This is a genomic window from Pantoea piersonii (genome assembly GCF_003612015.1).
Classification (GTDB): domain Bacteria; phylum Pseudomonadota; class Gammaproteobacteria; order Enterobacterales; family Enterobacteriaceae; genus Pantoea; species Pantoea piersonii.
This window is the reverse complement of sequence record NZ_RARB01000001.1, coordinates 816,375-842,071: the sequence shown is the minus strand read 5'-3', so window position 1 is coordinate 842,071 and position 25,697 is coordinate 816,375. Positions and strand designations below refer to the sequence as shown.

15 protein-coding genes and 3 pseudogenes are annotated in these 25,697 nt (G+C 51.2%); 9 read left to right on the top strand and 9 right to left on the bottom strand.

The window, feature by feature from the left end; all coding sequences use genetic code 11:
- The first annotated feature begins 58 nt into the window (after window positions 1-58).
- The 4 genes and pseudogenes from pth (at window position 59) to D7S44_RS04020 (ending at window position 4,873) form a co-directional block, all read left to right on the top strand.
- Entirely contained in the window at window positions 59-646 is a 588-nt protein-coding gene (pth, locus tag D7S44_RS04035; RefSeq protein ID WP_120452265.1) for an aminoacyl-tRNA hydrolase, read from the top strand.
- A gap of 104 nt (window positions 647-750) precedes the next feature.
- A complete protein-coding gene (ychF, locus tag D7S44_RS04030; RefSeq protein WP_120452263.1) occupies window positions 751-1,842 on the top strand; it encodes a redox-regulated ATPase YchF in 1,092 nt (363 codons plus the stop codon).
- Between the two features lie 214 nt (window positions 1,843-2,056).
- Window positions 2,057-3,213 (top strand): annotated as a pseudogene (locus D7S44_RS04025) (tyrosine-type recombinase/integrase).
- 496 nt (window positions 3,214-3,709) lie between these two features.
- On the top strand, window positions 3,710-4,873 hold the full coding sequence (locus D7S44_RS04020) for a hypothetical protein (RefSeq protein WP_120452261.1): 1,164 nt from the start codon (window positions 3,710-3,712) through the stop codon (window positions 4,871-4,873).
- 244 nt (window positions 4,874-5,117) lie between these two features.
- On the opposite strand, the pseudogene D7S44_RS04015 reads toward D7S44_RS04020, so the two are convergent.
- The 4 genes and pseudogenes from D7S44_RS04015 to D7S44_RS04000 form a co-directional block, all read right to left on the bottom strand.
- Window positions 5,118-6,234, bottom strand: a pseudogene (locus tag D7S44_RS04015) (IS3 family transposase); the annotation flags it as partial.
- A gap of 505 nt (window positions 6,235-6,739) precedes the next feature.
- Window positions 6,740-8,740 (bottom strand): antiviral reverse transcriptase Drt3b, encoded by a 2,001-nt coding sequence (drt3b, locus tag D7S44_RS04010; RefSeq protein ID WP_120452259.1) that lies wholly within the window; start codon window positions 8,738-8,740, stop codon window positions 6,740-6,742.
- Entirely contained in the window at window positions 8,741-9,967 is a 1,227-nt protein-coding gene (drt3a, locus tag D7S44_RS04005; protein ID WP_120452257.1) for an antiviral reverse transcriptase Drt3a, read from the bottom strand.
- Window positions 9,968-9,970: 3 nt separating this feature from the next.
- A pseudogene (locus tag D7S44_RS04000) lies at window positions 9,971-11,123 on the bottom strand (tyrosine-type recombinase/integrase).
- Window positions 11,124-11,880: 757 nt separating this feature from the next.
- Here D7S44_RS04000 and D7S44_RS03985 point away from each other — a divergent pair.
- Both D7S44_RS03985 and dcuR read left to right on the top strand, forming a co-directional pair.
- Complete coding sequence (locus D7S44_RS03985; RefSeq protein ID WP_120452255.1) at window positions 11,881-13,494, top strand: sensor histidine kinase; 1,614 nt, start codon at window positions 11,881-11,883, stop codon at window positions 13,492-13,494.
- A complete protein-coding gene (gene dcuR, locus D7S44_RS03980; protein ID WP_120452253.1) occupies window positions 13,491-14,210 on the top strand; it encodes a two-component system response regulator DcuR in 720 nt (239 codons plus the stop codon). Before D7S44_RS03985 ends, dcuR begins: the two co-directional genes overlap by 4 nt.
- Here dcuR and D7S44_RS03975 read toward each other — a convergent pair.
- Window positions 14,191-15,165 (bottom strand): FAD:protein FMN transferase, encoded by a 975-nt coding sequence (locus D7S44_RS03975; RefSeq protein WP_120452251.1) that lies wholly within the window; start codon window positions 15,163-15,165, stop codon window positions 14,191-14,193. The two genes, dcuR and D7S44_RS03975, sit on opposite strands and share 20 nt — an antisense overlap.
- Window positions 15,166-15,275: 110 nt before the next feature.
- A complete protein-coding gene (locus tag D7S44_RS03970) occupies window positions 15,276-18,053 on the bottom strand; it encodes a flavocytochrome c (RefSeq protein ID WP_120452249.1) in 2,778 nt (925 codons plus the stop codon).
- 578 nt (window positions 18,054-18,631) lie between these two features.
- Between D7S44_RS03970 and D7S44_RS03965 the strand changes: the two genes are divergently transcribed.
- Window positions 18,632-20,140: an anion permease gene (locus tag D7S44_RS03965; RefSeq protein ID WP_120452867.1), complete on the top strand. Its 1,509-nt coding sequence runs from the start codon at window positions 18,632-18,634 to the stop codon at window positions 20,138-20,140.
- 154 nt (window positions 20,141-20,294) lie between these two features.
- Complete coding sequence (gene fumA, locus D7S44_RS03960; protein ID WP_120452247.1) at window positions 20,295-21,941, top strand: class I fumarate hydratase FumA; 1,647 nt, start codon at window positions 20,295-20,297, stop codon at window positions 21,939-21,941.
- Between the two features lie 217 nt (window positions 21,942-22,158).
- Here the strand turns inward: fumA and D7S44_RS23645 are convergent, their stop codons facing one another.
- A complete protein-coding gene (locus D7S44_RS23645; RefSeq protein WP_167456949.1) occupies window positions 22,159-22,329 on the bottom strand; it encodes a hypothetical protein in 171 nt (56 codons plus the stop codon).
- 179 nt (window positions 22,330-22,508) lie between these two features.
- Entirely contained in the window at window positions 22,509-24,029 is a 1,521-nt protein-coding gene (gene exaC, locus D7S44_RS03955) for an acetaldehyde dehydrogenase ExaC (RefSeq protein WP_120452245.1), read from the bottom strand.
- 231 nt (window positions 24,030-24,260) lie between these two features.
- On the opposite strand from exaC, the gene D7S44_RS03950 reads away from it, so the two are divergent.
- The gene (locus D7S44_RS03950) at window positions 24,261-24,830 is read left to right on the top strand and encodes a class I SAM-dependent methyltransferase (protein ID WP_120452243.1); all 570 of its coding nucleotides are present in this window, start codon (window positions 24,261-24,263) and stop codon (window positions 24,828-24,830) included.
- Here the strand turns inward: D7S44_RS03950 and D7S44_RS03945 are convergent.
- Window positions 24,812-25,534, bottom strand: coding sequence for a glutamine amidotransferase (locus D7S44_RS03945; RefSeq protein WP_120452241.1), 723 nt, complete (start codon window positions 25,532-25,534; stop codon window positions 24,812-24,814). The two genes, D7S44_RS03950 and D7S44_RS03945, sit on opposite strands and share 19 nt — an antisense overlap.
- Window positions 25,535-25,697 lie beyond the last annotated feature (163 nt).

Sequence of the window (25,697 nt, the reverse complement as noted above, 5' to 3'; positions counted from 1 at the left end):
CTCTTTCCTGCCGCGAAGTACACTAACGCCTTTTCCATACCTGAGCAGGATAATCATCGTGAGCAGCATTAAACTGATTGTGGGCCTGGCCAATCCCGGCGCAGAGTACGCCGCGACGCGGCATAACGCGGGTGCCTGGTATCTCGATTTACTGGCGGAGCGCCATAATCAGTCGTTAAAGGAAGAGGCGAAATTTTTCGGCTATACCGCACGCATTAGCCTGGCGGGCGAAGATGTGCGCCTGCTGGTGCCGACAACCTTTATGAACCTCAGCGGCAAAGCCGTGGCGGCAATGGCGACCTTTTTCCGCATCACGCCGGAAGAGATTCTGGTGGCGCACGATGAGCTGGATCTGCCGCCTGGCGTGGCGAAATTCAAACAGGGCGGCGGACATGGCGGCCATAATGGCCTGAAAGACATCATCAGCAAACTTGGCAACAACAATAATTTTCATCGCCTGCGTATCGGCATCGGCCATCCTGGCGATCGCAATAAGGTGACCGGCTTTGTGCTGGGCAGGCCGCCCGCCAGTGAGCAGAAGCTGATCGACGACGCTATTGATGAAGCGGCGCGCTGCACCGAAGTGTGGCTGAAAGAGGATCGTCTGAAGGCGATGAACCGGCTGCACGCGTTCAAGGCGAGCTAAACGCCCTGCCCGCGCGATTTCTGTGTATAATGCGCCAACTTTTTTTCGTTTCCGGCAATGCCTGCAAGCAGGCGTTGCACCTCAAGTTAGAAGGGTAATCAACCATGGGATTCAAATGCGGTATCGTGGGCCTGCCGAACGTCGGTAAATCCACCCTGTTCAACGCGCTGACTAAAGCGGGCATCGAAGCGGCTAACTTCCCCTTCTGCACCATTGAGCCCAACACCGGCGTAGTGCCGATGCCGGATCCGCGCCTTGATCAGCTGGCGGAGATCGTCAAACCGCAGCGCCTGGTGCCGACCACCATGGAGTTCGTTGATATCGCGGGCCTGGTAAAAGGCGCGTCGAAAGGCGAAGGCCTGGGCAACCAGTTCCTGACCAATATCCGCGAAACCGAAGCGATCGGCCACGTGGTGCGCTGCTTCGAAAATGAAAACATCATTCACGTCGCGGGCAAAGTGAACCCGGCGGAAGATATCGACGTCATCAATACCGAACTGGCGCTCTCCGACCTTGAGACCTGCGAGCGCGCCATTCAGCGCGTGCAAAAGAAAGCCAAAGGCGGCGATAAAGATGCAAAAATCGAGCTGGCCGCGCTGGAGAAGTGTCTGCCGCACCTGGAAAACGCCGGGATGCTGCGCGCGCTGCAGCTTGATGCCGACGAGAAAGCGGCGATCCGCTATCTCAGCTTCCTGACGCTGAAGCCGACCATGTATATCGCTAACGTCAACGAAGATGGTTTCGAGAACAACTCTTACCTGGATCAGGTACGCGCGATCGCCGAAGCGGAAGGCTCAGTAGTCGTGCCGGTTTGCGCGGCGGTGGAATCAGATATCGCCGAGCTGGACGATGAAGAGCGCGACGAGTTTATGGCCGAGCTGGGTCTGGAAGAGCCGGGCCTGAACCGCGTTATCCGCGCCGGTTATGCGCTGCTGAACCTGCAGACCTACTTTACGGCCGGCGTGAAAGAAGTACGCGCCTGGACGATTCCGGTCGGCGCTACTGCACCGCAGGCGGCGGGCAAAATCCATACCGATTTTGAGAAAGGCTTTATCCGCGCGCAGACCATCGCGTTTGAAGACTTTATCGCTTATAAAGGCGAACAGGGCGCGAAAGAAGCGGGCAAGATGCGTTCAGAAGGGAAAGAGTACATCGTGAAAGATGGCGATGTGATGAACTTCCTGTTTAACGTCTAAATAAGTTTTGTTGTCTCATGAGGCTTCATAATATCTCAGGGACCTCACAAAACCCTCTAAAATCCACGCACTTGCGTGGATTTTTTATTCCACATTGTCTCATATGCTCTCATGGAAGCGCAGTCTAAAATGAGTACATGGATGAGTACAATCCGTTTCCATTATCATTTTAGGTAAGTACAATAACGGTATAAGAAATAGTCAAGGACCCGCTATGCTCACTGATACGCAATGCCGCAGTGTCAGGCCGAAAGAAAAACTCTATCGACTCAATGACTTTAATGGTCTCTACCTCGAAGTGAAACTCAATGGCAAAAAGGCATGGCGCTATCGGTTTAAACTCAACGGAAAATCAAGCATGTTTGCTTTGGGTGAGTATCCAGCGATAAAGCTCGCGAGCAAGCGCGTAAGCAAGTCGCAGATGGAGTTAGCCCGACACAGGCTCGTCAATTAGATAAGATCCGCAAGGTCAATGACGTATCTAACACCTTTGAGCTGATTGCCAAAGAGTGGTTGCAGATGAAAGACTGGGCCGAAATTACCAAAACACGCCGACTGGATATGCTTGAACGTGTTGTTTTTCCCGCAATAGGTAAGCTTCCAGTCAGAGAGATCACCCCACACCATATCCTTAAAATTCTTCAGGAAACGGCCAAACGAGGAGCACCGACAGTTGCCGCAGAAGCCCGTCGCACCGTTTCATCAATTTTCGAGTTGGCAGTCGCGACGCTTAGAGCAGATAGCGATCCGGTATGGCCTGTGCGCAAGGCCCTTCCGGCTAATAAGACACAGCACAAACAGGCACTGAATCCTCAGCAAATCGGGAAGTTATTAAGCTGTTTTGACAACAGTCGCGGAACATACCAAGTAAACTATTGCATGTGGCTAATGTGGTGGACGCTGGCGCGTCCTGCCGAAGTCACCGAAGCAGAATGGGCCGAATTCGATCTTGATAATGCACTATGGACCATTCCGGCTACGCGCATGAAAGCTCGCAGAGAACACGTTAATCCCCTGCCCTTCCAGGCTGTCAAAATGCTCAGAACACTACAGGGATTAACCGGGCATCGGCCGCACCTTTTCCCGGGCAGAGATAATCCGCTAGGTTCAATGACATCTCACTCACTGCGTCAGCTACTTAAAAGCCTCGGCTGGAGCGGAACATATAGCCCGCATGCCACCAAAACTACAGGAGGTACTCGTTTAAACGAGATGGGCTATCGGCCTGATGCTATCGAGGCTCAACTTGCCCATGCTGATACCAATAATGTTCGCCGCGCATACAACCATGCGACCTATCTTGATGAGCGTAAAGTGATGATGCAGGAATGGGCCGATAATATGGAAAAATGGATAGTTGAGTTCAATTAGGAATGATTGCCCTTAATGAACTTTACGAGAATGGGACTTCTTACTCGAGGTCCGCTTTGTGCCAACAGCGGACGTTACTAAACTTGCTCTGCATCAATTTTTAGAGGACAGGTTAATCATGCAATATGGCCATGCATTCACACAATTTAACTGTTATTTAAATTTATTTAACTACAATCGTGAAATGCTGGATTATGATCTACCCAAGGTATAACCTACTTGAACGCGGAAGCTGATAATAATCATAAATGCATAAACCTAAGAGGGTGACACTAAGCAGGCAACCTATACTGATACTCACTATCTCCTTAAACTTACCTTATTAGCGGATAGTTGCATCTCATTAAAGGTGAGATGCAACTATAATTTTCGTGCCAAAAGAGGATAATGGTAATTTAGGTTTTCATCATTGAAGAAGAACCAACGAGCCCGTAAAATCCCGGTTTAACAACTGTCTTTTCAACAACCTCATATATATTCACCAAATGGATTTTCTATGAAAAAAGATATTAAAGTAACTATTGATTCGAGTTCATTCCCTAAGGGACAATCTCAATACTATAAACCTCTTACTAGTGTTGGACAAATCGATGTGAACTGCATGCTAATCCATACCGCCTTGTGGACTCGCCCTCCTAAGCTAACTGGTTTTAATTTGTCTGATTTCTGGGCCTGGCTAAGATACTTCCCCGCCTTTTCGAAAACATATCCTGACTTACGACTTCGTAAAGAATGGAAAGACATAGACCCTCACCAAAAAACCATTTTAAGTGATGAGATAGGCGTTGGCTCAACCACGTTCACATTAATCGATACTCTAGGTTTTCAGGGATTCATAGATGCAATTTATCTATTGGAAACATTGAACCTTACTCATCTCCTTTTAACAAAATCGAAAAATGGTCAAAGTAAGACCCCTGACTACATTGGATTGGATAATTTTGGAAGAATTATCGCTCTTGAATGCAAAGGTACACAGAATAAAATAAAGGACTTGCACAAAGCTATAACAAAAGGGATAAAACAAAAGGTAAATCTAACAAACAACCCAGTTAGCCAAATTAAAATAGGGCTGGTGGGTGGGATTTTCATTCCGCAGTTTGATAATCCTGAAAAAGCACTTATACACTTCTGTGACCCTGACTGGAATGAGTTTAATAATATCATTTCAGAGGTTGATACTCAGGACCTTACTAAGGCTATCATTCGAGGAGTGGTAATAAAACAATTATATCTCGCTGGTGCAAACAATTCTGCGAATGAGTTATCAAATTACGTGCAAGGGGAAGGCTTCGAATTTTCCCCACAGTCCATTGACGAATTAAATTTCTTTGAGCGAGAAAGGGCCGTATTCAGCCACAAATTCAAAAGCCCAATTGAAGGCGGGCTCTCTCGTATAAAATTCAGCGCTAAAATAGACAAATCAATATTTGAGGTGGTCAAAAAAATCACCTCAGACAATACCAACACATCTGAATTTATTAATCAATTCAGTGTCACAGAAGCGAATTTCAACCGGAGGCATGATGATAATTCATGGGCTACCTATGAGAGTGAAAATAGTGGAAGGGTCGTTTCTCCACAAGGGTTTAGCTTTAAATTAAACTATGAAATAAATAACCACCCAAGTATTAATCTGAACTCGCCTCGTAATAGTTAATGGGAAAATAAAAATTTAAAGCCAGCGCCCTCCATCTTTAAAACACCATTTAAATATTTTAAAGGGGTGTGTGATGGAGTGTTTTATTTTCTTTCATTAGGAAGCCATGATTTAACTGTCGCGACTCTGGCTGTGTTTGAGTTGCCTCGATTGGTGATATCTGCTCAGTCTCGTCCTGAATTCTCACATAATCGCGACAAACAAAGAAATAATGACCTGCCCCCAGTATTAGATACAACCTTAAGTTAGTAATGTCGGTGGGTTTTTCTTCATGTTTCCCGTTTCGCCAGCCTGCTGCAAATTCAGATGGCGTCTGATAATTCAGCGATGAATGAGGTCTGGACTCGTTATAGTCTTGCCGCCAGTCATTAATGATTTTCCAGGCATGTAGAATATCGCTGAACCAGTGCTCATTCAGGCATTCATCCCGGAAGCGGCCATTGAAACTCTCAATAAATCCGTTCTGCGTTGGCTTGCCCGGCTGGATTAAGCGCAACTCAACACCATGTTCAAAGGCCCATTGATCGAGCGCACGGCAGGTAAACTCCGGGCCCTGATCGGTTCTTATCGTTGCCCGATAGCCACGAAACAGCGCTATGCCGTCCAGAATACGCACGACCTGAACGCCTGAAATACCGAAAGCAACGGTGATCGTCAGACACTCCTTCGTGAAATCATCCACACAAGTCAGGCACTTAATCCGACGGCCGCTGGCAAGTGCATCTATGACAAAATCCATCGACCATGTCAGGTTCGGCGCATCCGGACGAAGAAGCGGAAGCCGCTCAGTCGCCAGCCCCTTACGACGTCATCTGCACTTCAGACTCAGGCCGTTAAGGTGGTAAATGCGGTATACCCGCTTGTGGTTGACGTGAAGACCCTCCCGACGCAATAACTGCCAGATGCGCCGGTACCCAAAACGCCTTCGTTCGGGCGCCAGTTCTGTGATACGGCTTGATAAATGTGCATCAGCCGCCGGAAGCTGAGCCTCATAGCGGCAGGTCGACAGGGACAAACCTGTTAGCCTGCAGGCACGACGTTGCGACAGACCGGTCGCATCACACATAAACTCAACGGCTTCCCGCTTCTGGTCTGTCGTCAGTACTTTCGCCCCAGAGCCACCTGAAGTGCCTCCCTGTCCAGCATGGCTTCGGCAAGCAGCTTCTTGAGTCTGGCGTTCTCTTCCTCAAGCGACTTCAGGCGCTTAACCTCGGGCACCTCCATACCGCCATACTTCTTACGCCAGGTCTAAAAGGTGGCGTCGGAAATGGCGTGCTTACGGCAGAGTTCACGGGCAGAACCCCGGCTTCAGCCTCGCGTAGAATACTGATTATCTGTTCGTCGGAAAAACGCTTCTTCATGGCGGAGTCCTCATGTGACTTATGAAGACATTACTAACATCGCGGTGTGTTAATCAACGGGGAGCAGGTCAAAACCACTCCATAAAGCGGGCAGGCGTGGCGGGGCTACGAGCGCGAGTTAATGGGTTAAAGTGAGTTTCACATCTTCGTTAGATGTGTGTGGTTTTTTGCTTACGCTGGAGGTCCATATTTACCTCGGCTTTGGTGAGGTGGTGTGTTTCATCATGAGGTCTAGGCGATAAGAGAATGTGCTAATAGAAATTGCAGCATCAAAACAATGTTTAATTCACGAACTGTGGCGTCATTAAGGGGCAATAAGGAAAGGGCCGCTTAGCGGCCCACCTTAGCTTCAACGTATAGTGTGTCTGATTAGCAGCAGAGACCAAACTTATCGCGAACGTTTGTCCTCGTTTGTTTCAAAAGCCAATGCTGAAAGCATTGTGATTCGTTAATTTTTGAAGTTTTCAAAAATCAACTTCGCAGTTAAAGCATAAAAATACTACAACTATTCATAGGGGGTTCGCAACTCTTTTCTGTAAAGAATTTGCTCGAGGTTTTTATTTCCTAGCCAGTTAAAAAACACCACCTTACCTCTGAAGAAATTGATAGTATGCTGTATTTCGACCGTTGGCTTCGCTTTTTTCCCTGAAGGATAAAAAGCTCTATAGGCTTTAATTTTATATTTATCATCAAGAACAGGACAAGATAACACATCTGATATCAGCAATGTCATTTCGCAATCATTTTTATTGTTTGCATTATCTTTAAATTTATCAAGTATTATATTCTCGACCCTTTTAATAAGCGCTGCACAATCATTCCGCCCATGGATATAGTACAAAATACTGCAAATTACAAAATAACTTAACCCCTCGGAGTCATTCATTTTAGAATCAATAAAATCAATCAAATAAGTTTGATCGAAATAATATTCACCGCCCAATTCCTTTAAGGCGATAAGAATATTAGAAAACTCAACATATCCACCACCCGAATAACTAATAACATTCTTCAAAGACAATGCAACTTCATCCAAAAGATTTTTCTTTAATACCTCTTTAATATCATCATCGAATCGCTCAGCAAATGCATTCACTTCCAATATTATTTGACATGCTACATATGTCGGCCTAACTCTATTATCCATCGAGTAAACAAAGAAAATCACTTCTAATTGTACAGATACGAACCTCATTAGTTTTAGATATCGTTTTTCATCATATGAATAGATAGATAATATTTTCAACAATGAGAATAATTTTTTCTTCAATGCCATTAACAGATAACTCGAAACTTGATCAAAAGTTATCTGATTTCTTTTAATAACAACCTTTATAGATTTTATAATTTCTCCAGCACGGCTGAATTTTTTCTTTCTTTTATCTAACAAAAAAACACCATCTATTTTTCCTAAATCATCTCCCATATTTTTTCTAGAGATCAAACTATTAATTTCATACATTGATTCGACATCTACAATATCACTATATACGTCGTCAATAACTTGCTTCAATTCATATTTTGCTATCGTTAACCCTGTAATAAATGGTCTTGCAGTCGTTTCTTTTTTCGATTCATTCAAATAAAGCTTATAATGTTCGAGTTCAGAAGATAGCACCATTTCAATCTTTGAGAGATGCATCTCATCGGAAACAAAGATAAAATAGTCATCAACATATCTTTTAATTACATAATCGTCATTGAAATTAAGATTAAACAACTTGCTCAATTTCTCAATGATGTTTAAATCTATTCTTTGCAAAATGATTTCCGCATAGATTCTTGAAACTTCAGGGCCGATTAATATTCCATTCGTCTCCCCATGATTAAAATCTCTGAAAAGTTTATCAAGAGCCCCCTCAAAATGAGTGCTGTCCGTATTCTCTTTTGCATATTTTTTATTTTTAACAGCCCAAGCTAAACTATGAGTGTAAATATGAGAAAAACATTTAGATATATCAAACTTCACCATGTATTCGTACTTTCTTTCAAGGCGGTGAAATTCAAAAGATTCATAGAATTTATAAAGAAAAGGATATTTCTTATAAGAGAAATATGATGAAGCAGTCTGACTTTGCAAATCGAAGCCGTCAACCACTAAATCAACCCCCCCATCTTTTAATCTAACCCTATCCTTTAAGAAGTCTTTTTCATAATAGTAGGTCCCGATCTTATTAGGATATCTTAGAGAAATATCACTTATGGAACATAAATGAATTATAAAGTGTTCATATTGCTTATAAAAATGACATATTTTGAGTTGATGTGCTGGATGTATAATTGCCAAACTACGGAAACTCGCTTGGCCTTTTTTTATTTTGTATGTGTACGGAACAGTAGTTTTAAAATTTTCAAATGAGAATAATTCCTTGAATTCGCATGGCAAATCATCCCTGCTTATAATATGATAAAACTCTTCATTAGAAAAAAGGATAGGAACTTCATAAGGTAATACGTCGGTTAGTAGAACCCTGTTATAATCACCTTTTTTTATTTTTATTTTCACTTACCAACATCTCCTTATGTCATTTATCTCTTTAAAAGTAAAACTTACTTTTCTTCTATTATTAAAACCACTCAAAAAAGAGTATTTTCTTAATGATCTTAATAATTCTCTATCTCCCTTGATTATTAATTGATTGCCTAAGCTACCACGGCATGAAAATAACATTTTATTTTTAAATAAATCTAAAATTTTAAGTTGATCATACGATCTGATATGTAAGTAGTTATAATACACACCACTATATAGTGGCGAACTTTCTTCATCAGAAACTTTTTTAGCTTTTTCAAGTATAACATTAGAAGTAAGAAACTTTATTCTTTTTTCCAAAAGAGCGAAATTATTCGTATTGCAATAATCTTTTAAAGAAAGTATAATTTTTCTTTTTAATTTAAGTATTTTCTTTTTTGAAATTGTAACTTTAACATCTCGCTTATCAGAAGCTTTTATTTTCCCGCTTCTAACACAAAAACAATACCCTAAATAATTAAACTCATTGGCCACCATCCCTTTTTCATTATTATGGATATCTATTTCTCTGCATTTTGAAATGTTGAAGTCTAGATTATCCGGCAATAATCCCTTAAAGAAATTTTGAAAGTCATTTATTTTTTCACACGTAAAAATGATAATATCATCTACATAGCGTGCATAGTAGAAAACACTTTTAGTACGTTTAACCTTATCATCAAAATCTTCAAGGTAAAGCTCAGCCATGGTGGCGCTTAAACCGATTCCTCTTGGAAGACCTGATTCAGTAGACAGATGAGATAATTCAAAAAAACGCTTTATCAACCTTTTCGTTTTATAAGAAACAATTGAGGATCTTGTTATTTTGCCTAAAACTTTATTTTTATTAATACTTTCATAAAAATCTTTAATGTCTAACTTATATACAAAAAATGGGACCGGCTCTTCGAGCATGCAAATCACATGTCTTACAATATCATTCCTATCTGATTGTCTGACACCATAGATTCTCTTGAGATTATCATTTGCTTTTCTTAGGGCCAATATATCTTTGAATTCATTAGGAATTATAACCTTTTTATTATTTATCCTTGCAAAGGAAAACCTGCCAAAATTAAATTTATCGTCATTTATTATTTGTGATAACCTTATCATTTCACTTTCATAATCTTCCCTATCAATATTTCTGAGGAATTTTTTAGGATCTTCTTTATACAAAAGTCTCAAAAGGTTTCTTGGCGAGAATGTTTGATCCAGCATGATTCATCCTAATATCTTTTCTGAGTACCAATTTAACATTTCTTTGCGATTTGAATAGTAAACAGCATGATTATAAATACCTCGAATTTTATTCTTATCGCTGTGAGCAAGTTGCATTTCAATCCATGTAGACTCAAATCCATATTCATGCCAAATCGTTGACATCGTGTGTCTAAATCCGTGCCCAGTCACTTTTCCTCCATATCCAATACGCTTGATCAACTGGTTGATGCTAGCCTCACTCATAGGCTTGTTCGGATTGTTACGCCCAAGAAAAACTAACTGATAGTTTCCTGACATGGACTTTAGCTCAATGAGTAAATCTAACGCTTGAGCTGATAATGGCACAAGATGTGATCTACGCATTTTCATCCTTTCAGCAGGAATTTCCCAAATAGCGTTATCCTGATCAAATTCTTGCCCTAATGCCGCACCTCACGCCTGTAATCATCAGTAATTTCGTGGCTATCTGGACAAGCTTACTCCCGGTATACCCCTCTAAGGCACGCACAAAATCAGGTATCTCATCAGCTTTTGGGTACGGGAAATGATTGGATTGGTGTACTTCGAGAGCGCTGGAGAGATCCGCCGCAGGATTGTACTCCGCCCTACCTGTTGCAATTGCTTAGCGAAACACTTCTGAGCAACGCTGCCTAACTTTTCGCATTTTCTCCAACGCACCACGTTTCTCAATTTTACGCAGAACGTTCAGCAGCTCTAACGGTTTAATCTCTCCCACTGGCCTTGTTCCGACATAAGGAAAAATGTCGTTATTAAACGCTTCCATGATGTCTGATGCATATCCCACCGACCATTTAGCAGATTTAAGTTGATGCCATTCTCTGGCTATATTTTCGAAGGCGTTCTCTGACTCTGTTTGCAGAGCCAACTTTTGCTCTTTTCGAACCTCACTAGGGTTCTTTCCTTCTGCCACAAGTTTTCGAGCTTCATCGCGACGGGAACGAGCATCAGCAAGAGTGATCGTTGGGTAAACCCCAAGCGAGATCATTTTGGGTTTGCCAGCATAGCGATAGCGGAACCGCCAGCTCTTGCTTCCATCAGGTTCTATAAGCAATGACAAGCCTTGCCCGTCCCCAAGCGTATAGGGTTTATCTTCAGGCTTAGCGCGACGAATCTGCATATCGTTTAAAGGCATGTGTATAGGAATCCTAGACCGAACAGCAACATATACACAATCCTATACACATTCCGTATCGGATTCTACTGGATGGTTACGGACGATGATGGACTAAAAAGCAGTAAAATCGTTATAAATCAGAATATTTATGGATGAATACGGACATTTATGGAAGTTAAGATGGTGCCGATAATAGGAGTCGAATCTACGACCTTCGCATTACGAAAGCAAGCCAACTCCAAAATGAGTACAATAATGAGTATTACAATGATAACTTTTTAAATAAAACTTAAACATCAATAGCATATAACTGGAGTCGCGGTTCAACGTCTAGCCTTTTTAATTTACTGCGGTTATCGCCTCTCCTGCGGCGCGATAACGCCTTAAAATCCACGCCAGCGCGCGTGGATTTTTTTATCTGAAATAAAGATTACTGTTTTGCTCTGGCCGAAGCGGCTACGCGAGCCAGGTTCCCCGCCTTTGCCGACCACCATGTTTACGACATGATGGGATCGGCGCGCTGGGATATGCAAGGGCAACCCTGAGCGACCATCCGCGATTCTTTCCTGCCAGACGATACTTGCTCCGGAGCCGTGCTGATGTGATAAATCCTTTTAAGTATGCTGTAACTAAGATGGCTAGCTGCACCAGGTTCACAACCTGTGACAATCCAGCCTGCGCTCCCTGCCCGGCCGCTTTACGCGCCGAATAAAAGCCTTTGCAAAGCCGCAGAGAAAGGGATAATACCCCACCGCTTTCCGACAAAGGACCGACGATGCGCGACACACCGCAGGGCAACCTGACCCGCAAAAAACATATGAAGCTGAGCACGCTCGTCACGCTGATGATCGGTGCGGTCGTGACCTTCGTACTGCTGAGCGTGCATCTGCTCTACTTCTTTCAAATCGGCAACGCCACGCAAAAGCAGCTGGAAGACAAGGCGTTGGCCGTTGCGCGTACGCTGGCGGACGTGCCGGCGATTCAGCAGGCGCTTCGCGCATCGCCGGACGCCGGCATTATCCAGCCCATCGCCCGCGCGGCGCAGCAGCACAATAATTTGCTGTTCGTGGTGGTGACCAATATGCAGGGCATTCGCTACTCCCATCTTAATCCGGCGCTGATCGGCCAGCATTTTATCGGCGACGATATTAACCCTGCGCTGCAGGGTAAAGAGAACGTCTCGGTCAACCGCGGCTCGCTGGCGGAGGCGCTGCGCGTCTTCACGCCGGTCTATGACGCGCAGCAGCGGCAGATTGGCGTGGTCTCGATAGGCATCTCTCTGGAGGCGGTCAGCGTTCAGATCAACCAGAGCCGCTGGAGCATTATCTGGACCATCCTGATTGGCGCGCTGGCGGGCACGCTGGGCACGCTGGCGCTGGTAAAAACCCTGAAGCGCATACTCTTTGGTCTGGAACCCTGGGAGATCTCGTCGCTGTTTGAACAGCGCCAGGCGATTCTGCACTCGGTCAAAGAGGGCGTTATCGCGGTGGATGCGCATGCGGAGGTGTCGCTGATCAACGAGGCGGCGCAGAAGCTGCTGACGGATAACCGCGCCGGCAGTATGGACGACGCCAGCGTTATCCATACGCAGCTGCAGGAGACGCTGCGCACCGGCCGCGCGCGGCGCGACGAAGAGCTGAATCTCAACGGTCATGTGCTGTTGAGCAATACCGTGCCGGTCTACAGCCAGCAGCGACTGATCGGCGCAGTCTGCACCTTCAGGGATAAAACCGAAATCGCACAGCTTCTGCAGCGCCTGAGCGGCATGGTAAACTATGTCGACGCGCTGCGTGAGCGCTCGCATGAATTTATGAATAAGCTGCATGTCATTCTTGGCCTGCTGCATATGAAAAACTATGCGCAGGTCGAAGCCTATATTTTAAAGACGGCGAACAACTACCAGACCGAGATCGGTTCGCTGCTCGACAAAATTAAGTCGCCGGTGATCGCCGGTTTCCTGCTGAGTAAAATCAACCGCGCGTCGGACAGCGGCCATCGTCTGACGCTGAGCGACGCCAGCTTTTTGCCGGATATCGGCAACGAGCAGCAGATTGCCGTGCTGATTACCGTGCTTGGCAACCTTATCGAGAACGCGCTTGATGCGCTCGGCGAGGAAAATAACGGCGATATTCACGTGATGCTGCACTATCAGAACGGCTGGCTGGCGTGTGAAGTCAGCGATGACGGGCCGGGCATCGCAACCGATCAGCTGGATGCTATCTTTGACAAAGGCTTCTCGACGAAAGGCGAAGATCGCGGCGTCGGGCTTTATCTGCTGAAGCAGCAGACGGAAAGCCTTGGCGGCAGCGTCAGCGTTGAGTCGGAACCCGGCGTGTTTACCCAATTTTTTGTACAACTTCCCTGGGATGGAGGCAACAAAACCGCATGATCAATGTGTTAGTGGTCGATGATGATGCTATGGTCGCTGAGCTGAATCGCGTTTACGTCGGGCAGGTGCCGGGCTTTCACTGCGTCGGTACGGCGTCGACGCTGCAGCAGGCGAAAGAGATGATCCTCCACAGCGAGCCCGCCGTGGATCTGGTGCTGCTTGATATCTATCTGCAGCATGAAAACGGACTGGATCTGCTGCCGGAGCTGCGTGAGGCGAAACAGCCTGTCGAGGTGATCATTATTTCATCCGCCGCTGACGCTGCCACCATCAAAACCTCGCTGCACTACGGCGTGGTGGATTACCTGATTAAGCCGTTCCAGTTCCCGCGCTTTGAAGAAGCCCTGACCAACTGGCGGCAAAAGAAATCGCTGATGGATAACCATCTTTACTACCAGCAGGCTGAAGTCGATCAGCTGATCCACGGCAATCCCCCCACCAGCAACGACAGCAAACGGCTGCCGAAAGGGCTGACGCCGCAGACGCTGCGCACCCTGTGTCAGTGGATAGACGCCCATCCCGGCAGCGAATTCTCGACCGACGAACTGGCGGCGGAGGTCAATATCTCACGCGTCTCCTGCCGCAAATACCTTATCTGGCTGGCGCAGATCAATATCCTCTTTACCAGCATTCACTATGGTGCGACCGGCCGCCCGGTCTATCGCTACCGCCTGCAGCCGGAATATCACTCGCTGCTCAGGCAGTATTGTCAGTAACCAGCCGGTAGCTGTGGTCGTGCAGGCGAAACCTGAACTGGCGCGACGAGGAGCAGATCACCTCATGGTCGCGGGTAAGGAATATCGCCTCAATATGGGGCGTATCGCGCAGCGCCAGGAGGCTCTTCTCCACGCCCAGCCCATAGAGCAGCGTGGTATAGATATCGCCGTCGAGCGAGCGGTCGGAGATCACCGTAACGCTCAGCAGCTCGTTATCGAGCGGATAGCCGCTGCGCGCATCGAGAATATGGTGATAGCAGCGCCCGTCTCGCTCGAAGTAGCGCTCGTAGATCCCTGAAGTCACCACTGATTTGCCCGCCACCTCAATAACGCCAGTCAGCTCTTCGGCATTGCCAAATGGCGTTTTCAGCCCCACAGACCAGCCGCGGGTCTGCGGCGGCGCGCCGAGCGTCTGCACGTTACCACCCAGATTGATAAGCGCCCTTTCCACCCCCTGCTGGCGCAGAAAGCTGCGCACCCGATCGGCGATATAGCCTTTGGCGATAGCGCCCAGATCGATCTCCATGCCTGGCTGGCGCAGGAAAACGCTGAGCCGGCTGGGATCCAGCTCGACCTGGCGCGGATCGGTTAACGTCATCCGCTGTTCCAGCTCCGAGCGCGGCGGCACGCTGTTGCCCTGAAAGCCGATCTTCCAGCGCTTGACCAGCGGGCCGATAGTGAAATTAAACAGGCTTTCCGGCAGCAGGCTGACCTGATGGGCGCACTGGATCAGCTCGAACACCTCGCGGCTGACGCTTATCGCCTCTTTGCCTGCCGCATGGTTGACCGCCATCACCTCTGACTGGGCGCGGTTGACCGTGAGAATATTTTCATAATGGCGGATCAGGCGGAAAACCTGGGCGGCGAGGCTGGCATTATCGTCAAAGAGTTTAAGCAGAATGGGCGAGCCCATTAGCACTGCGGAATAGGCGTAAACGCCTTCGTCGGCTGACATACTCGCCTCGGCTGTCAAAGTGAACCTGCGGCTGGCGAGGCCGTAGCGGGCGATCCTTCCACGCCCGCTGCGCCACGCCGGGTACTTCTCTTCCGGCTACCAGCCGCAGACTAGCTGCGCGCCAGGGCCGCCGCGTTACGTCCGGCAAGGATACCAAAGATAATGATATCCGCCACGGCATTGCCGCCGATGCGGTTGGCGCCGTGGATGCCGCCGACCACTTCGCCCGCCGCCCAGGCGCCGCGGATCGGCTGTTTATTGCTGTCGAGCACTGCGGTATCGGTATTAATGGTCACGCCGCCCATGGTGTGATGCACCCCTGGCGCCACGCGAATAGCGTAGAAAGGTCCCTGATTAAGCGGATGACGCAGCGCCGTGGTGCGGCCGAAATCCTCATCTTTCTGGTCCACGACGAACTGGTTGTAGCGCGCCAGCGTCTCTTCCAGCGTGGTGTGCTCCATATTGAGTTTCACCGCCAGCTCGCCCACGGTTGGGGCGCTGATAACAAAGCCCTTGGCGATATACTCATCCGCCGCTTTGTTGTTCGCCCGCACCTGCTCGTCGAAAACCACCCAGGCGCTCTTCTCAGGCAGCGCGATAATCTGCGCGGAAACTTTGTCGCGCGTCTCCATCTCGTTAAAGAAGCGTTTGCCCTCCTGCGACACCAGGATCGCGCCGCCGCCGCGAATCGACTCGGAGATAAGATAAGAGGTGGTCTGCTCGACGGTAGGATGGATCTGGATTTCGCCCATATCCACGGTATCCGCGCCCAGCTTCTGCAGCATAGCGATACCGCTGCCGGTAGCGCCTTTATGGTTGGTCGTGACGAAACCATCCAGCTCCGGGCGGTATTTCACCACCATCTCGCGGTTGGCGCTAAAGCCGCCGGTGGCGACAATAACGCTTTTCGCATAGAGGATGCGGCTGTCGTAGTACTCATCCACCACCTTCACGCCGGTGACCGCGCCGTTCTCAGTGAGAATTTCCGCGACCGAGGTATCGAGCAGCACTTCAATGTTGCGCTTGTTGATGTTTTTCACCAGGCCGCTGATCAGGTAGCCGCCGACCGCCGAGCGATCCGCAGGACGGTGCGTACGGTCGATGCTCATCCCACCGGTGATGGTGATATCGTTCAGCTCAATGCCGTGGTCGGCCAGCCAGTCGATCGCCTCCGGCGCCAGCTCGACGAACTCGCGCAGCAGCACCGGATTGTTTTTGTTCTGGCCGCCTTTCAGCGTCTCCTGATAGAAGAGCTCTTTGCTGTCCTTGATGCCTTTCATCGCCTGGAAACGGGTTTCCGCCGCGTTCATGCCCACCGAGGCTTTGATGGTGTTGCCGCCGATGGTCGGCATTTTCTCGATAATCACCACCCGCGCCCCTTCGTCATGCGCCTGGATGGCCGCCGCCAGGCCTGCGCCGCCGCTGCCGATGACCACGACGTCGTAGTTTTGCGGCGCGGCGGGGTTGCCGCCCTCTTCAATCACATACTCTTTGCTGGAGGTAGAAAGCGCGCGCGATACCGCTTTTTTCAGCGCCTCGCTCTGGGTAGTCGCGCCGGTAATGGCATCGACGTGCGGGCTGTTGGCGACCAGCATCCGGTTACGCAGGCTTTCAAAGGTTTCGGTGAAATCGACGTCCAGCGTATCGTCCGGCACCATTGAAATGTCAGTGATACGGTCGGTATCCAGCGTGACGTTGATTTTCAGCTTCAGCGCTTCCGCCTCGACTTTTTCCTGATAGACGCCCGCCTTATATTTGCGGCCCGGCGCGCTGACTTCGCGGATCATCGCGTCCACCAGCGAGAAGCGCCACAGCGGCTCCGGGATCATCAGGGCTTCGCGCTGGGTGCTGTCGATATAGAGATCGAGATGCTCATTATTCAGGACGCGATCCGCCCAGTCCGGATAGGCGATGCAGGCTTTACCGATCGCCACCAGGTCGTAGCCATGCTCCAGCCCCTTCTCCGCATCCGCTTTATTCACCACACCGCCCACGCCAATCACCGGCACCTTCGCCAGCCGCTCAGAGCGCTGCGCAATAAATTTGTCGATCAGCGGCGTGGGATCCTGCGTGTCAACGATGGAGGGACGCAGCAACTGACCAACCGAGAAGTGCACATAGTCAAGCCCGCGCTCCGCCAGTTTCTCCAGCAGATAGAGCGTATCGGCGAAGCGGATGCCAGGCACTTCGATCTCTTCCGGCGAGAAGCGATAGCCGATAATAAAGGTGTTGTGTGCGATGCGCTCCGCCATCTTATGGGCGATATCCAGCACCGCCAGCGGGAAACGGGCGCGATTTTCGCGGCTGCCGCCCCACTTGTCGTCGCGCTGGTTGGAGTTCGGGGAATAGAACTGCTGAATCAGGTAGGTGTTGGCGCCGTGCAGTTCGACACCATCGAAGCCCGCTTTGATGGCGCGGTTCACCGCGTCGCCGAATTTCGTGATCATCACGTCGACTTCATCAGCGGTCAGCGCCTGCGGCGTGGTCGCGCCTTCGCGCGGCGCGGCGATAGCGCTGGGGCCGACCGGCGTTTTACCGCCGATCAGCTCAGGTTCGACCATACGGCCGCCGTGGTAGATCTGCAGAATGGCCGTTGATCCCTGGGATTTGATCGCGTCGGCGATGCGGGCGAGGCCGGCGATTTTATTGTCGTTGTCGATGGCGATTGCGCCAGGAAAGGCGGGACCTTTCGCGTCGATGAAGCAGCACTCGACGATAACCGTGCCAAGCGTACCGGCGCGTGCGCGATAGTACTCCACCAGCTCGCTGGTTACGGTGCCGTCGTAAAATCCTGTACAGGTGGTCATCGGTGCCATGACCAGACGATTTTTTAATACCGCGCCGTTCGGCAAAGTCAGCGGATTTAAAAGCGGGGTGCGAGTATTCATTTAGATTAACTCCGGAAATTAAAAGCTGAAAAATTCTTGCGGACGAGGCATGCTGGCAATTATTAAAAGGTCCGACTTCACACCCCTAATATACCAGTTACTTTAGATACAAAAGAAATGAATATAGTTATAAAACTTTTGAAGTAGCGGAGTTATTTATTTTGCAAAGCTTGATATTTTAGTTATAGTAATGTTAGCGAAAGCGCCGGAAAAATCAAATTATTGTTAAGATTAAAAAATACTATAATCTTTTCAATAATCTATAATGAGGGGAATTTACAGAAAAAGGCGCTGATAACGCTGCTTTTTGGTAAGGATTTTTCTTAAGACGGCGATATGAATTTTAAAGAAAGCGAGCGCTTAAAAAGCCGAACTCACTCTTTGATCCAGATCAAAATTTACTATTTCGCCAGGCGCATCATATAGTCACAGCGCAAAGGTTTATTTAATAAAGTTGTCATCTGAAGACGTTATTCAATAAGGTTTTGCTGCAAGCATTCTGCGCACGTTAATTATCAAAAGCGCATCAGCAAAGCCGACATTCTCTTCTTTATAACTTGCAGACCTTCACTATGAACATGAAAAAACCGCTGAACGAAGCCGCGCAACCTGCGCCCGTCCCGCCGCCGGGACAACATAAACGCTGGCTTATGCTGGCCCTTCCCATCGTGGTCGCCGTACTGCTGCTGCTGGTGCCGACGCCAGCGGGCCTTGAGCCTTACGCCTGGCACTTTTTCGCCATCTTTGTCGGCGTGATTGTCGGCCTGATCTTCGAGCCACTGCCGGGTGCGGTGATCGGTCTGACCGGCGTGGTGATTATCGCCCTCTTCAGCCAGTATGTGCTGTTCAGCCCCGCCGAGCTGGCGAAGCCCGGCTTTAAGGTCGCCACCGAGTCCTTTAAGTGGGGCGTAAGCGGTTTCGGCAACTCCACCGTCTGGCTGATTTTTGGCGCCTTTATGTTCGCCGCCGGCTACGATAAAACCCAGTTCGGACGCCGACTGGCGCTGATCCTGGTGAAGTATCTCGGCCGCCGCAGCCTGACGCTCGGCTATGCCATTACCTTCGCCGATCTGCTGCTGGCGCCCTTTACTCCCTCAAACACCGCGCGCAGCGGCGGCACCATCTACCCGATTATCGCCAACCTGCCGCCGCTCTACGGTTCTAAACCCAACGACCCAAGCGCGCGCCGCATCGGCTCTTATCTGATGTGGGTCGCCATCACCGCCGCCTGTATCACCAGCTCGATGTTTCTGTCGGCGCTGGCGCCGAACCTACTGGCGCTGGCGCTGGTGAAAAGCGTCATTGGCTTCGATATCTCCTGGGGCATGTGGTTTATCGCGTTCCTGCCGCTCGGCGTGCTGCTGATCCTGACGATGCCGCTGCTCGCCTACTGGCTCTACCCGCCGGAAGTAAAAGTTAACGATGAAGTGCCGCGCTGGGCCACCGCCGAGCTGCAAAAGCTGGGCAAACTGTCGCGCAATGAGATTCTGCTGCTGATCTTTGTAGTGTGTGCGCTGCTGATGTGGATTTTCGCCACCGCCTGGATTGAACCGGCAATGGCTGCCCTGCTGGTTATCGTGCTGATGCTCTGGACCGGCGTGCTGAACTGGACCGATATCACCAGCAACAAAGCAGCGTGGAATACCTTCGCCTGGTTCGCCACTCTGGTGGCGCTGGCGGACGGGCTGGCGCGCGTCGGCTTTATCGCCTGGCTGGGCAAAGAGGGCGGCATGCTGCTGCAGGGTTACGATCCGCAGGTCTCTGCCGTGGTGCTGCTGATCGCCTTTTATCTGCTGCACTACCTGTTCGCCAGTACCACCGCGCATACCACCGCGCTGCTGCCTGCGATGCTCACTATCGCCGCGGCGATTCCGGGCATCAACATGCCGGTGTTCTGTCTGATGCTCTGTACCTCACTCGGCGTGATGGGAATTATCACCCCTTACGGCACCGGCCCCAGCCCGATTTACTACGGCAGCGGCTATCTGCCCACGAAAGATTACTGGCGTCTGGGCACCATTTTCGGCCTGCTGTTTCTGGTGCTGCTGATGCTGGTCGCCTACCCGTGGATGGTCATGATGTTCTAAAGCAGGCGACGAGACAGGTTAATAAAGTGTAAAATCTTTTTCCTTCTGCTTACGTCAGCCGCGTCCCGCGCGGCTGACGAAATAACAACCAACAATAGTTGCGGCTGTTCGCCTCGCGCTGCGCGAGCCGACAAGCCGTGTTAAGTGAGCCGAGATGTCGAATAAACCTTTCTACTATCAAGAACCCTTTCCGCTGTCCCATGATGACACCCAGTACTATCTGCTGACCCGCGAGCACGTTTCCGTCGCCAGCTTCGAGGGCGAAGAGGTGTTGAAGGTCGATCCGAAAGCGCTGACCCTGCTGGCGCAGCAGGCGTTTCACGACGCCTCCTTTATGCTGCGTCCGGCGCACCAGCAGCAGGTCGCCTCTATTCTGGCGGACCCTGAAGCGAGCGAAAACGATAAATATGTCGCCCTGCAGTTTCTGCGCAACTCGGAAATCGCCGCTAAAGGCGTACTGCCGACCTGCCAGGATACCGGCACCGCGATCATTATGGGTAAAAAAGGCCAGCGCGTCTGGACCGGTGGCGGCGATGAAGCCGCGCTGTCGCAGGGCGTCTATAACACCTTTATCGAAGATAACCTGCGCTACTCGCAGAACGCCGCGCTCGATATGTACAACGAGGTGAATACCGGCACCAACCTGCCGGCGCAAATCGACCTCTACAGCACCGACGGCGATGAGTATAAATTCCTCTGCATCGCCAAGGGCGGCGGTTCCGCCAATAAAACCTATCTCTATCAGGAGACCAAGGCGCTGCTCAGTCCCGGCAGGCTGAAGAACTATCTGGTAGACAAGATGATGTCGCTCGGCACCGCCGCCTGCCCGCCCTACCATATCGCGTTTGTGATTGGCGGCACCTCGGCGGAGAGCACGCTGAAAACCGTGAAGCTCGCCTCGACGCACTATTACGATAGCCTGCCGACCAGCGGCAACGAGCATGGCCAGGCGTTTCGCGATCTGGCGCTGGAGCAGGAATTGCTGGAAGCGGCGCAGCAGCTGGGTCTGGGCGCGCAGTTTGGCGGCAAATATTTCGCGCACGATATTCGCGTTATCCGCCTTCCGCGCCACGGCGCCTCTTGTCCGGTGGGGATGGGCGTCTCCTGCTCGGCGGACCGCAATATCAAAGCGAAGATTAACCGCGACGGCATCTGGATTGAGAAGCTGGAAGATAACCCGGCGCAGTATATTCCTGACGCGCTGCGCCAGCAGGGCGAAGGCGGCGTGGTCAGCGTCGATCTTAACCGCCCGATGAAAGCGATCCTGGCGCAGCTGTCAGCCTGTCCGGTTTCTACGCGTCTGTCGCTGAGCGGCACCATTATTGTGGCGCGCGATATCGCGCACGCGAAGCTGAAAGAGCGCATCGACAGCGGCGAAGGGCTGCCGCAGTACGTGAAAGATCACCCGATCTACTACGCCGGTCCGGCGAAGACACCTGCAGGCTACGCCTCTGGCTCGCTTGGCCCGACGACCGCTGGCCGCATGGATTCCTATGTCGATCTGCTGCAGTCGCACGGTGGCAGCATGATTATGCTGGCGAAAGGCAACCGTAGCCAGCAGGTGACGGATGCCTGCCATAAGCACGGCGGTTTCTATCTCGGCAGTATCGGTGGTCCGGCTGCCGTCCTGGCGCAGCAGAGCATCAAGAAGCTGGAGTGCGTGGAGTATGCCGAGCTGGGCATGGAGGCGATCTGGAAAATTGAGGTCGAAAACTTCCCGGCGTTTATCCTGGTAGATGATAAAGGCAACGACTTCTTTAAGCAGATCCAGGACAGCACCTGCGCGCGCTGCGTGAAATAACAACCTAACTACCCTGCAGTGGGCGTTACTTTTTTCGCTCACGCAGCTGGCAGGGTTCGATGGCAAAGACGCTTACCGCATCCCTGCTCACCCGGCCCGAGACATCTCTGTCGCGGGCCGTTTTACTTCTCGACGCCTGCCAGCCACGTAGTAAACTTTCGAGCTGCCTGCAAAAAGCTGTTTCAGGCGCATTGTGCGCGTATAACGCTGTAGCGGGTTACCAGAAACGCGGCACCTCCGCCGCCTCGCCCGCCAGCCGCCGATCGGCGTTGTCGCCATCGCGCATACTGGCCGCCTGACGGTCCGGCAGGTTAACGGCGATGATGCTGTACTCCAGACCGTCCAGCACGTCGTCATGTTCATTCAGCACGTTATAGATCTCGTTCATCAACATTCCTTATTCGTTTCGGCCTCAGGCCTGTCAGGAAGCACTCTCCTGACCTTGCCACAGCAATCTTACGCGGTTATGACAGTTAACAATGGGTCGAAAAAACGCTAATTGCACTGAGATAAATATGAAATAAAAACGGCGCGTTGCCCAGAGAGCAACGCGCCGCAGCCGGTAAATCAGAAGAAACCGAGCGGCTGCACGCTGTAGCTCACCAGCAGGTTTTTAGTCTGCTGATAGTGATCCAGCATCATCTTATGCGTTTCGCGCCCAATGCCCGATTTTTTATAGCCGCCAAAGGCGGCGTGCGCCGGATAGAGGTGGTAACAGTTGGTCCAGACGCGCCCCGCCTTAATGGCGCGGCCGACGCGATAAGCGCGGTTGATATCGCGCGTCCAGACGCCCGCGCCCAGCCCGTAAATCGAGTCGTTGGCGATGGCGATCGCTTCCGCTTCATCTTTAAAGGTCGTGATGCCTACCACCGGTCCGAAGATCTCCTCCTGGAAAACGCGCATACTGTTGTTGCCCTTCAGCAGCGTCGGCTGAATGTAATAGCCGCTGGCGAGATGCCCTTCCAGCTTCTCGACGCCGCCGCCGGTCAGCACTTCTGCGCCCTCCTGACGGGCAATCTCCAGGTAAGAGAGGATCTTGTCGAACTGCTGCTGCGATGCCTGTGCGCCGACCATGGTTTCGCTGTCCATCGGGTCGCCGCGCTTAATGGTTTTGATGCGTTTCATCACCGCCGCCATAAAGGGCTCGTAGATCGACTCCTGCACCAGCGCGCGTGACGGACAGGTACAGACTTCGCCCTGATTAAGGAAGCCGAGCACCACGCCTTCGGCAGCCTTCTCTATAAAGCTCTCCTCCGCCTGCATGATGTCTTCAAAGAAAATATTCGGCGACTTGCCGCCCAGCTCGACGGTCGAGGGGATCAAATTTTTCGCCGCCAGTTCGAGAATATGACCGCCGGTTGCCGTAGAGCCGGTAAAGGCGACCTTGGCAATGTCGGGATGAGAGGCCAGCGCCTCGCCCGCCTCTTTGCCGTAGCCGTGCACCACGTTCAGCACGCCGGGCGGCAGCAGGTCCTTAATCAGTTCAACAAACAGCGTAATGCTCAGCGGCGTCTGCTCAGCTGGCTTCAGCACCACGCAGTTGCCCGCACCCAGCGCCGGCGCCAGCTTCCACGCCGCCATCAGCAACGGGAAGTTCCAGGGGATAATTTGCGCCACCACGCCCAGTGGTTCATGGAAATGATAGGCGGCGGTAAACTCATCAATCTCAGCGGCCGTGCCCTCCTGCGCCCGCACGCAGCCAGCGAAATAGCGGAAATGATCCACCGCCAGCGGCATATCGGCGGCCAGCGTTTCGCGCACCGGCTTACCGTTATCCCAGGTCTCATTCACCGCCATATATTCGAGGTTTTGCTCCAGCCGATCAGCGATCCTGAGCAGCGCCAGCGAACGCTGCTGCGGCGACGTTTTACCCCAGGCTTCGGCTGCGGCCTGCGCCGCGGCGACGGCATTGTCCACGTCTGCCTTGTCCGAACGCGGGAATTCCCCTGCCACCGAACCGTTAACCGGCGACGTGTTGGTGAAGTAGTTCCCGTTCACCGGCGGCACGAATTCGCCGTTGATAAAATTGCCGTAGGTTTTCTGGAGGTGAATCAGAGAACCCTGTTCTCCGGGAGAGGCGTAACGCATGGTGAATCTCCTTACAGGTCAGGAACTGAAACAACAATGAAACTTGCTGTTAACAATGAATGAACAAACCTAGCCTGTCAGATGTTGCTGTCGGAAACTGTGACCGCCGCAAAGGAAAAGCGCACCGCTCAGGCGCACGGATAATTCTGAGAACAGGCCGCGGTGCGGAAAAAAAGCGAAACTTCAGGCCGTATCAGGGTCAACAGAGGAGATTAATAACAGGAGAGTGACATGCTGGCTTCGGCTTTTACCCTTATGCGCGCAAAAGCAGACTTTATTCATCAGTTTATTCGCCATCCGCGCAAGATGGGCAGCATTATGCCCTCATCGGCAGCGCTCTGCCGCGCCATGAGCGACAGCGTCTGCTGGCGCAGCGCCCTGCGCGTCGCCGAACTCGGCGCAGGCGACGGCGTGCTGACGCGTCACCTGCTGGCGCGCATGCAGCCGCAGGCGGAACTGGACGTATTTGAGATTAGCGCGCCGCTGGCGGATAAGCTGCGTGCGCTGGAGGATAGTCGCATGCAGGTTCGCCACTGTTCAGCGGAGTATCTGAGCGGGGAGTATGACGCGATCATTTCCGGCCTGCCGCTGCTGTCGCTGCCGCCCGCGCTGCGCGACAACATTTTACGGGCGGTATTTAATGCGCTCGGACCGGACGGCATCTTTGTACAGTTTCAGTACACCTCGATGACTCAGCCCGATCTGTCACGCTACTTTACCTGGCAGCGCCAGCGGGTGCTGAAAAACGTGCCGCCCGCCTGGGTTTACCGCTGCAGACGCGGTTACGCTCCCTGCGCCTGACCCGCCTGCGGGCGCGTCTGTTGCCAGAACGCCACCAGCAGCTGTCGCGCCCAGTCAGTGCCCTCCATATCCGCGCCGCTGTCGCTGACCTCCTGCGGCAGACAGGCGCGCATAATGCGGCGCGAAAATTCAGGGTGAAACTGCACCGACAGCGCCTGCGGCGAATAGCGCAGGATCTGACAGCCATCTTTGTCCGATTTCGCCAGCACCTGCGCCTGCGGCGGCGGCGCAATCACCGACTGGCGGTGCGACAGCCAGGCGCTGAACCGGCCCGGAAACGCCGCAAGCAGTTCGTCGCGCTGTGCCGCCGTTTCACAGGTCAGCGGCAGCAGACCGCGTTCCCAGCCGTTGGGGTTGTCCGCCACCTTGCCGCCCAGCGCGTAGGCCATCAGCTGATGGCCGTAGCAGACGCCCAGCAGCGGCAGCTCAGCCTCTATCGCCGCCCGTACCCACGCCGCGCTACGTTCGCTCCAGTGGGCGTGATCGGTGACCATCGCCCAGGAGCCGCTGAGGATCGCGCCGCTGATCCGATCGAACTGCGGCAGGGACTCGCCCAGATGAGGACGCACAATCACATAATCATCGGGCAGCAGGCCAAGCGCCTCAATAAACCAGCGCGGCTGTTCGCCGATGCGTGCCGTTACCTCGGCAGGGGGAACTTCTAACTGAATCAGGGCAAGGGGCAAAGCAGAAGTGGATGTCATACCGAACCGGATCCTTACAGATAAACGTCTCGGTGAACCAGTCTGACAGCAAAGCGGCAGCTTGTCTTATGATTTTCCCGCACTTGTCATAACATAAAAATATTTACTGGCACCTGTCAGCGCCTCTCCGCTTCGTGCCATCATTAAGAGGTGGCGAAAAAAT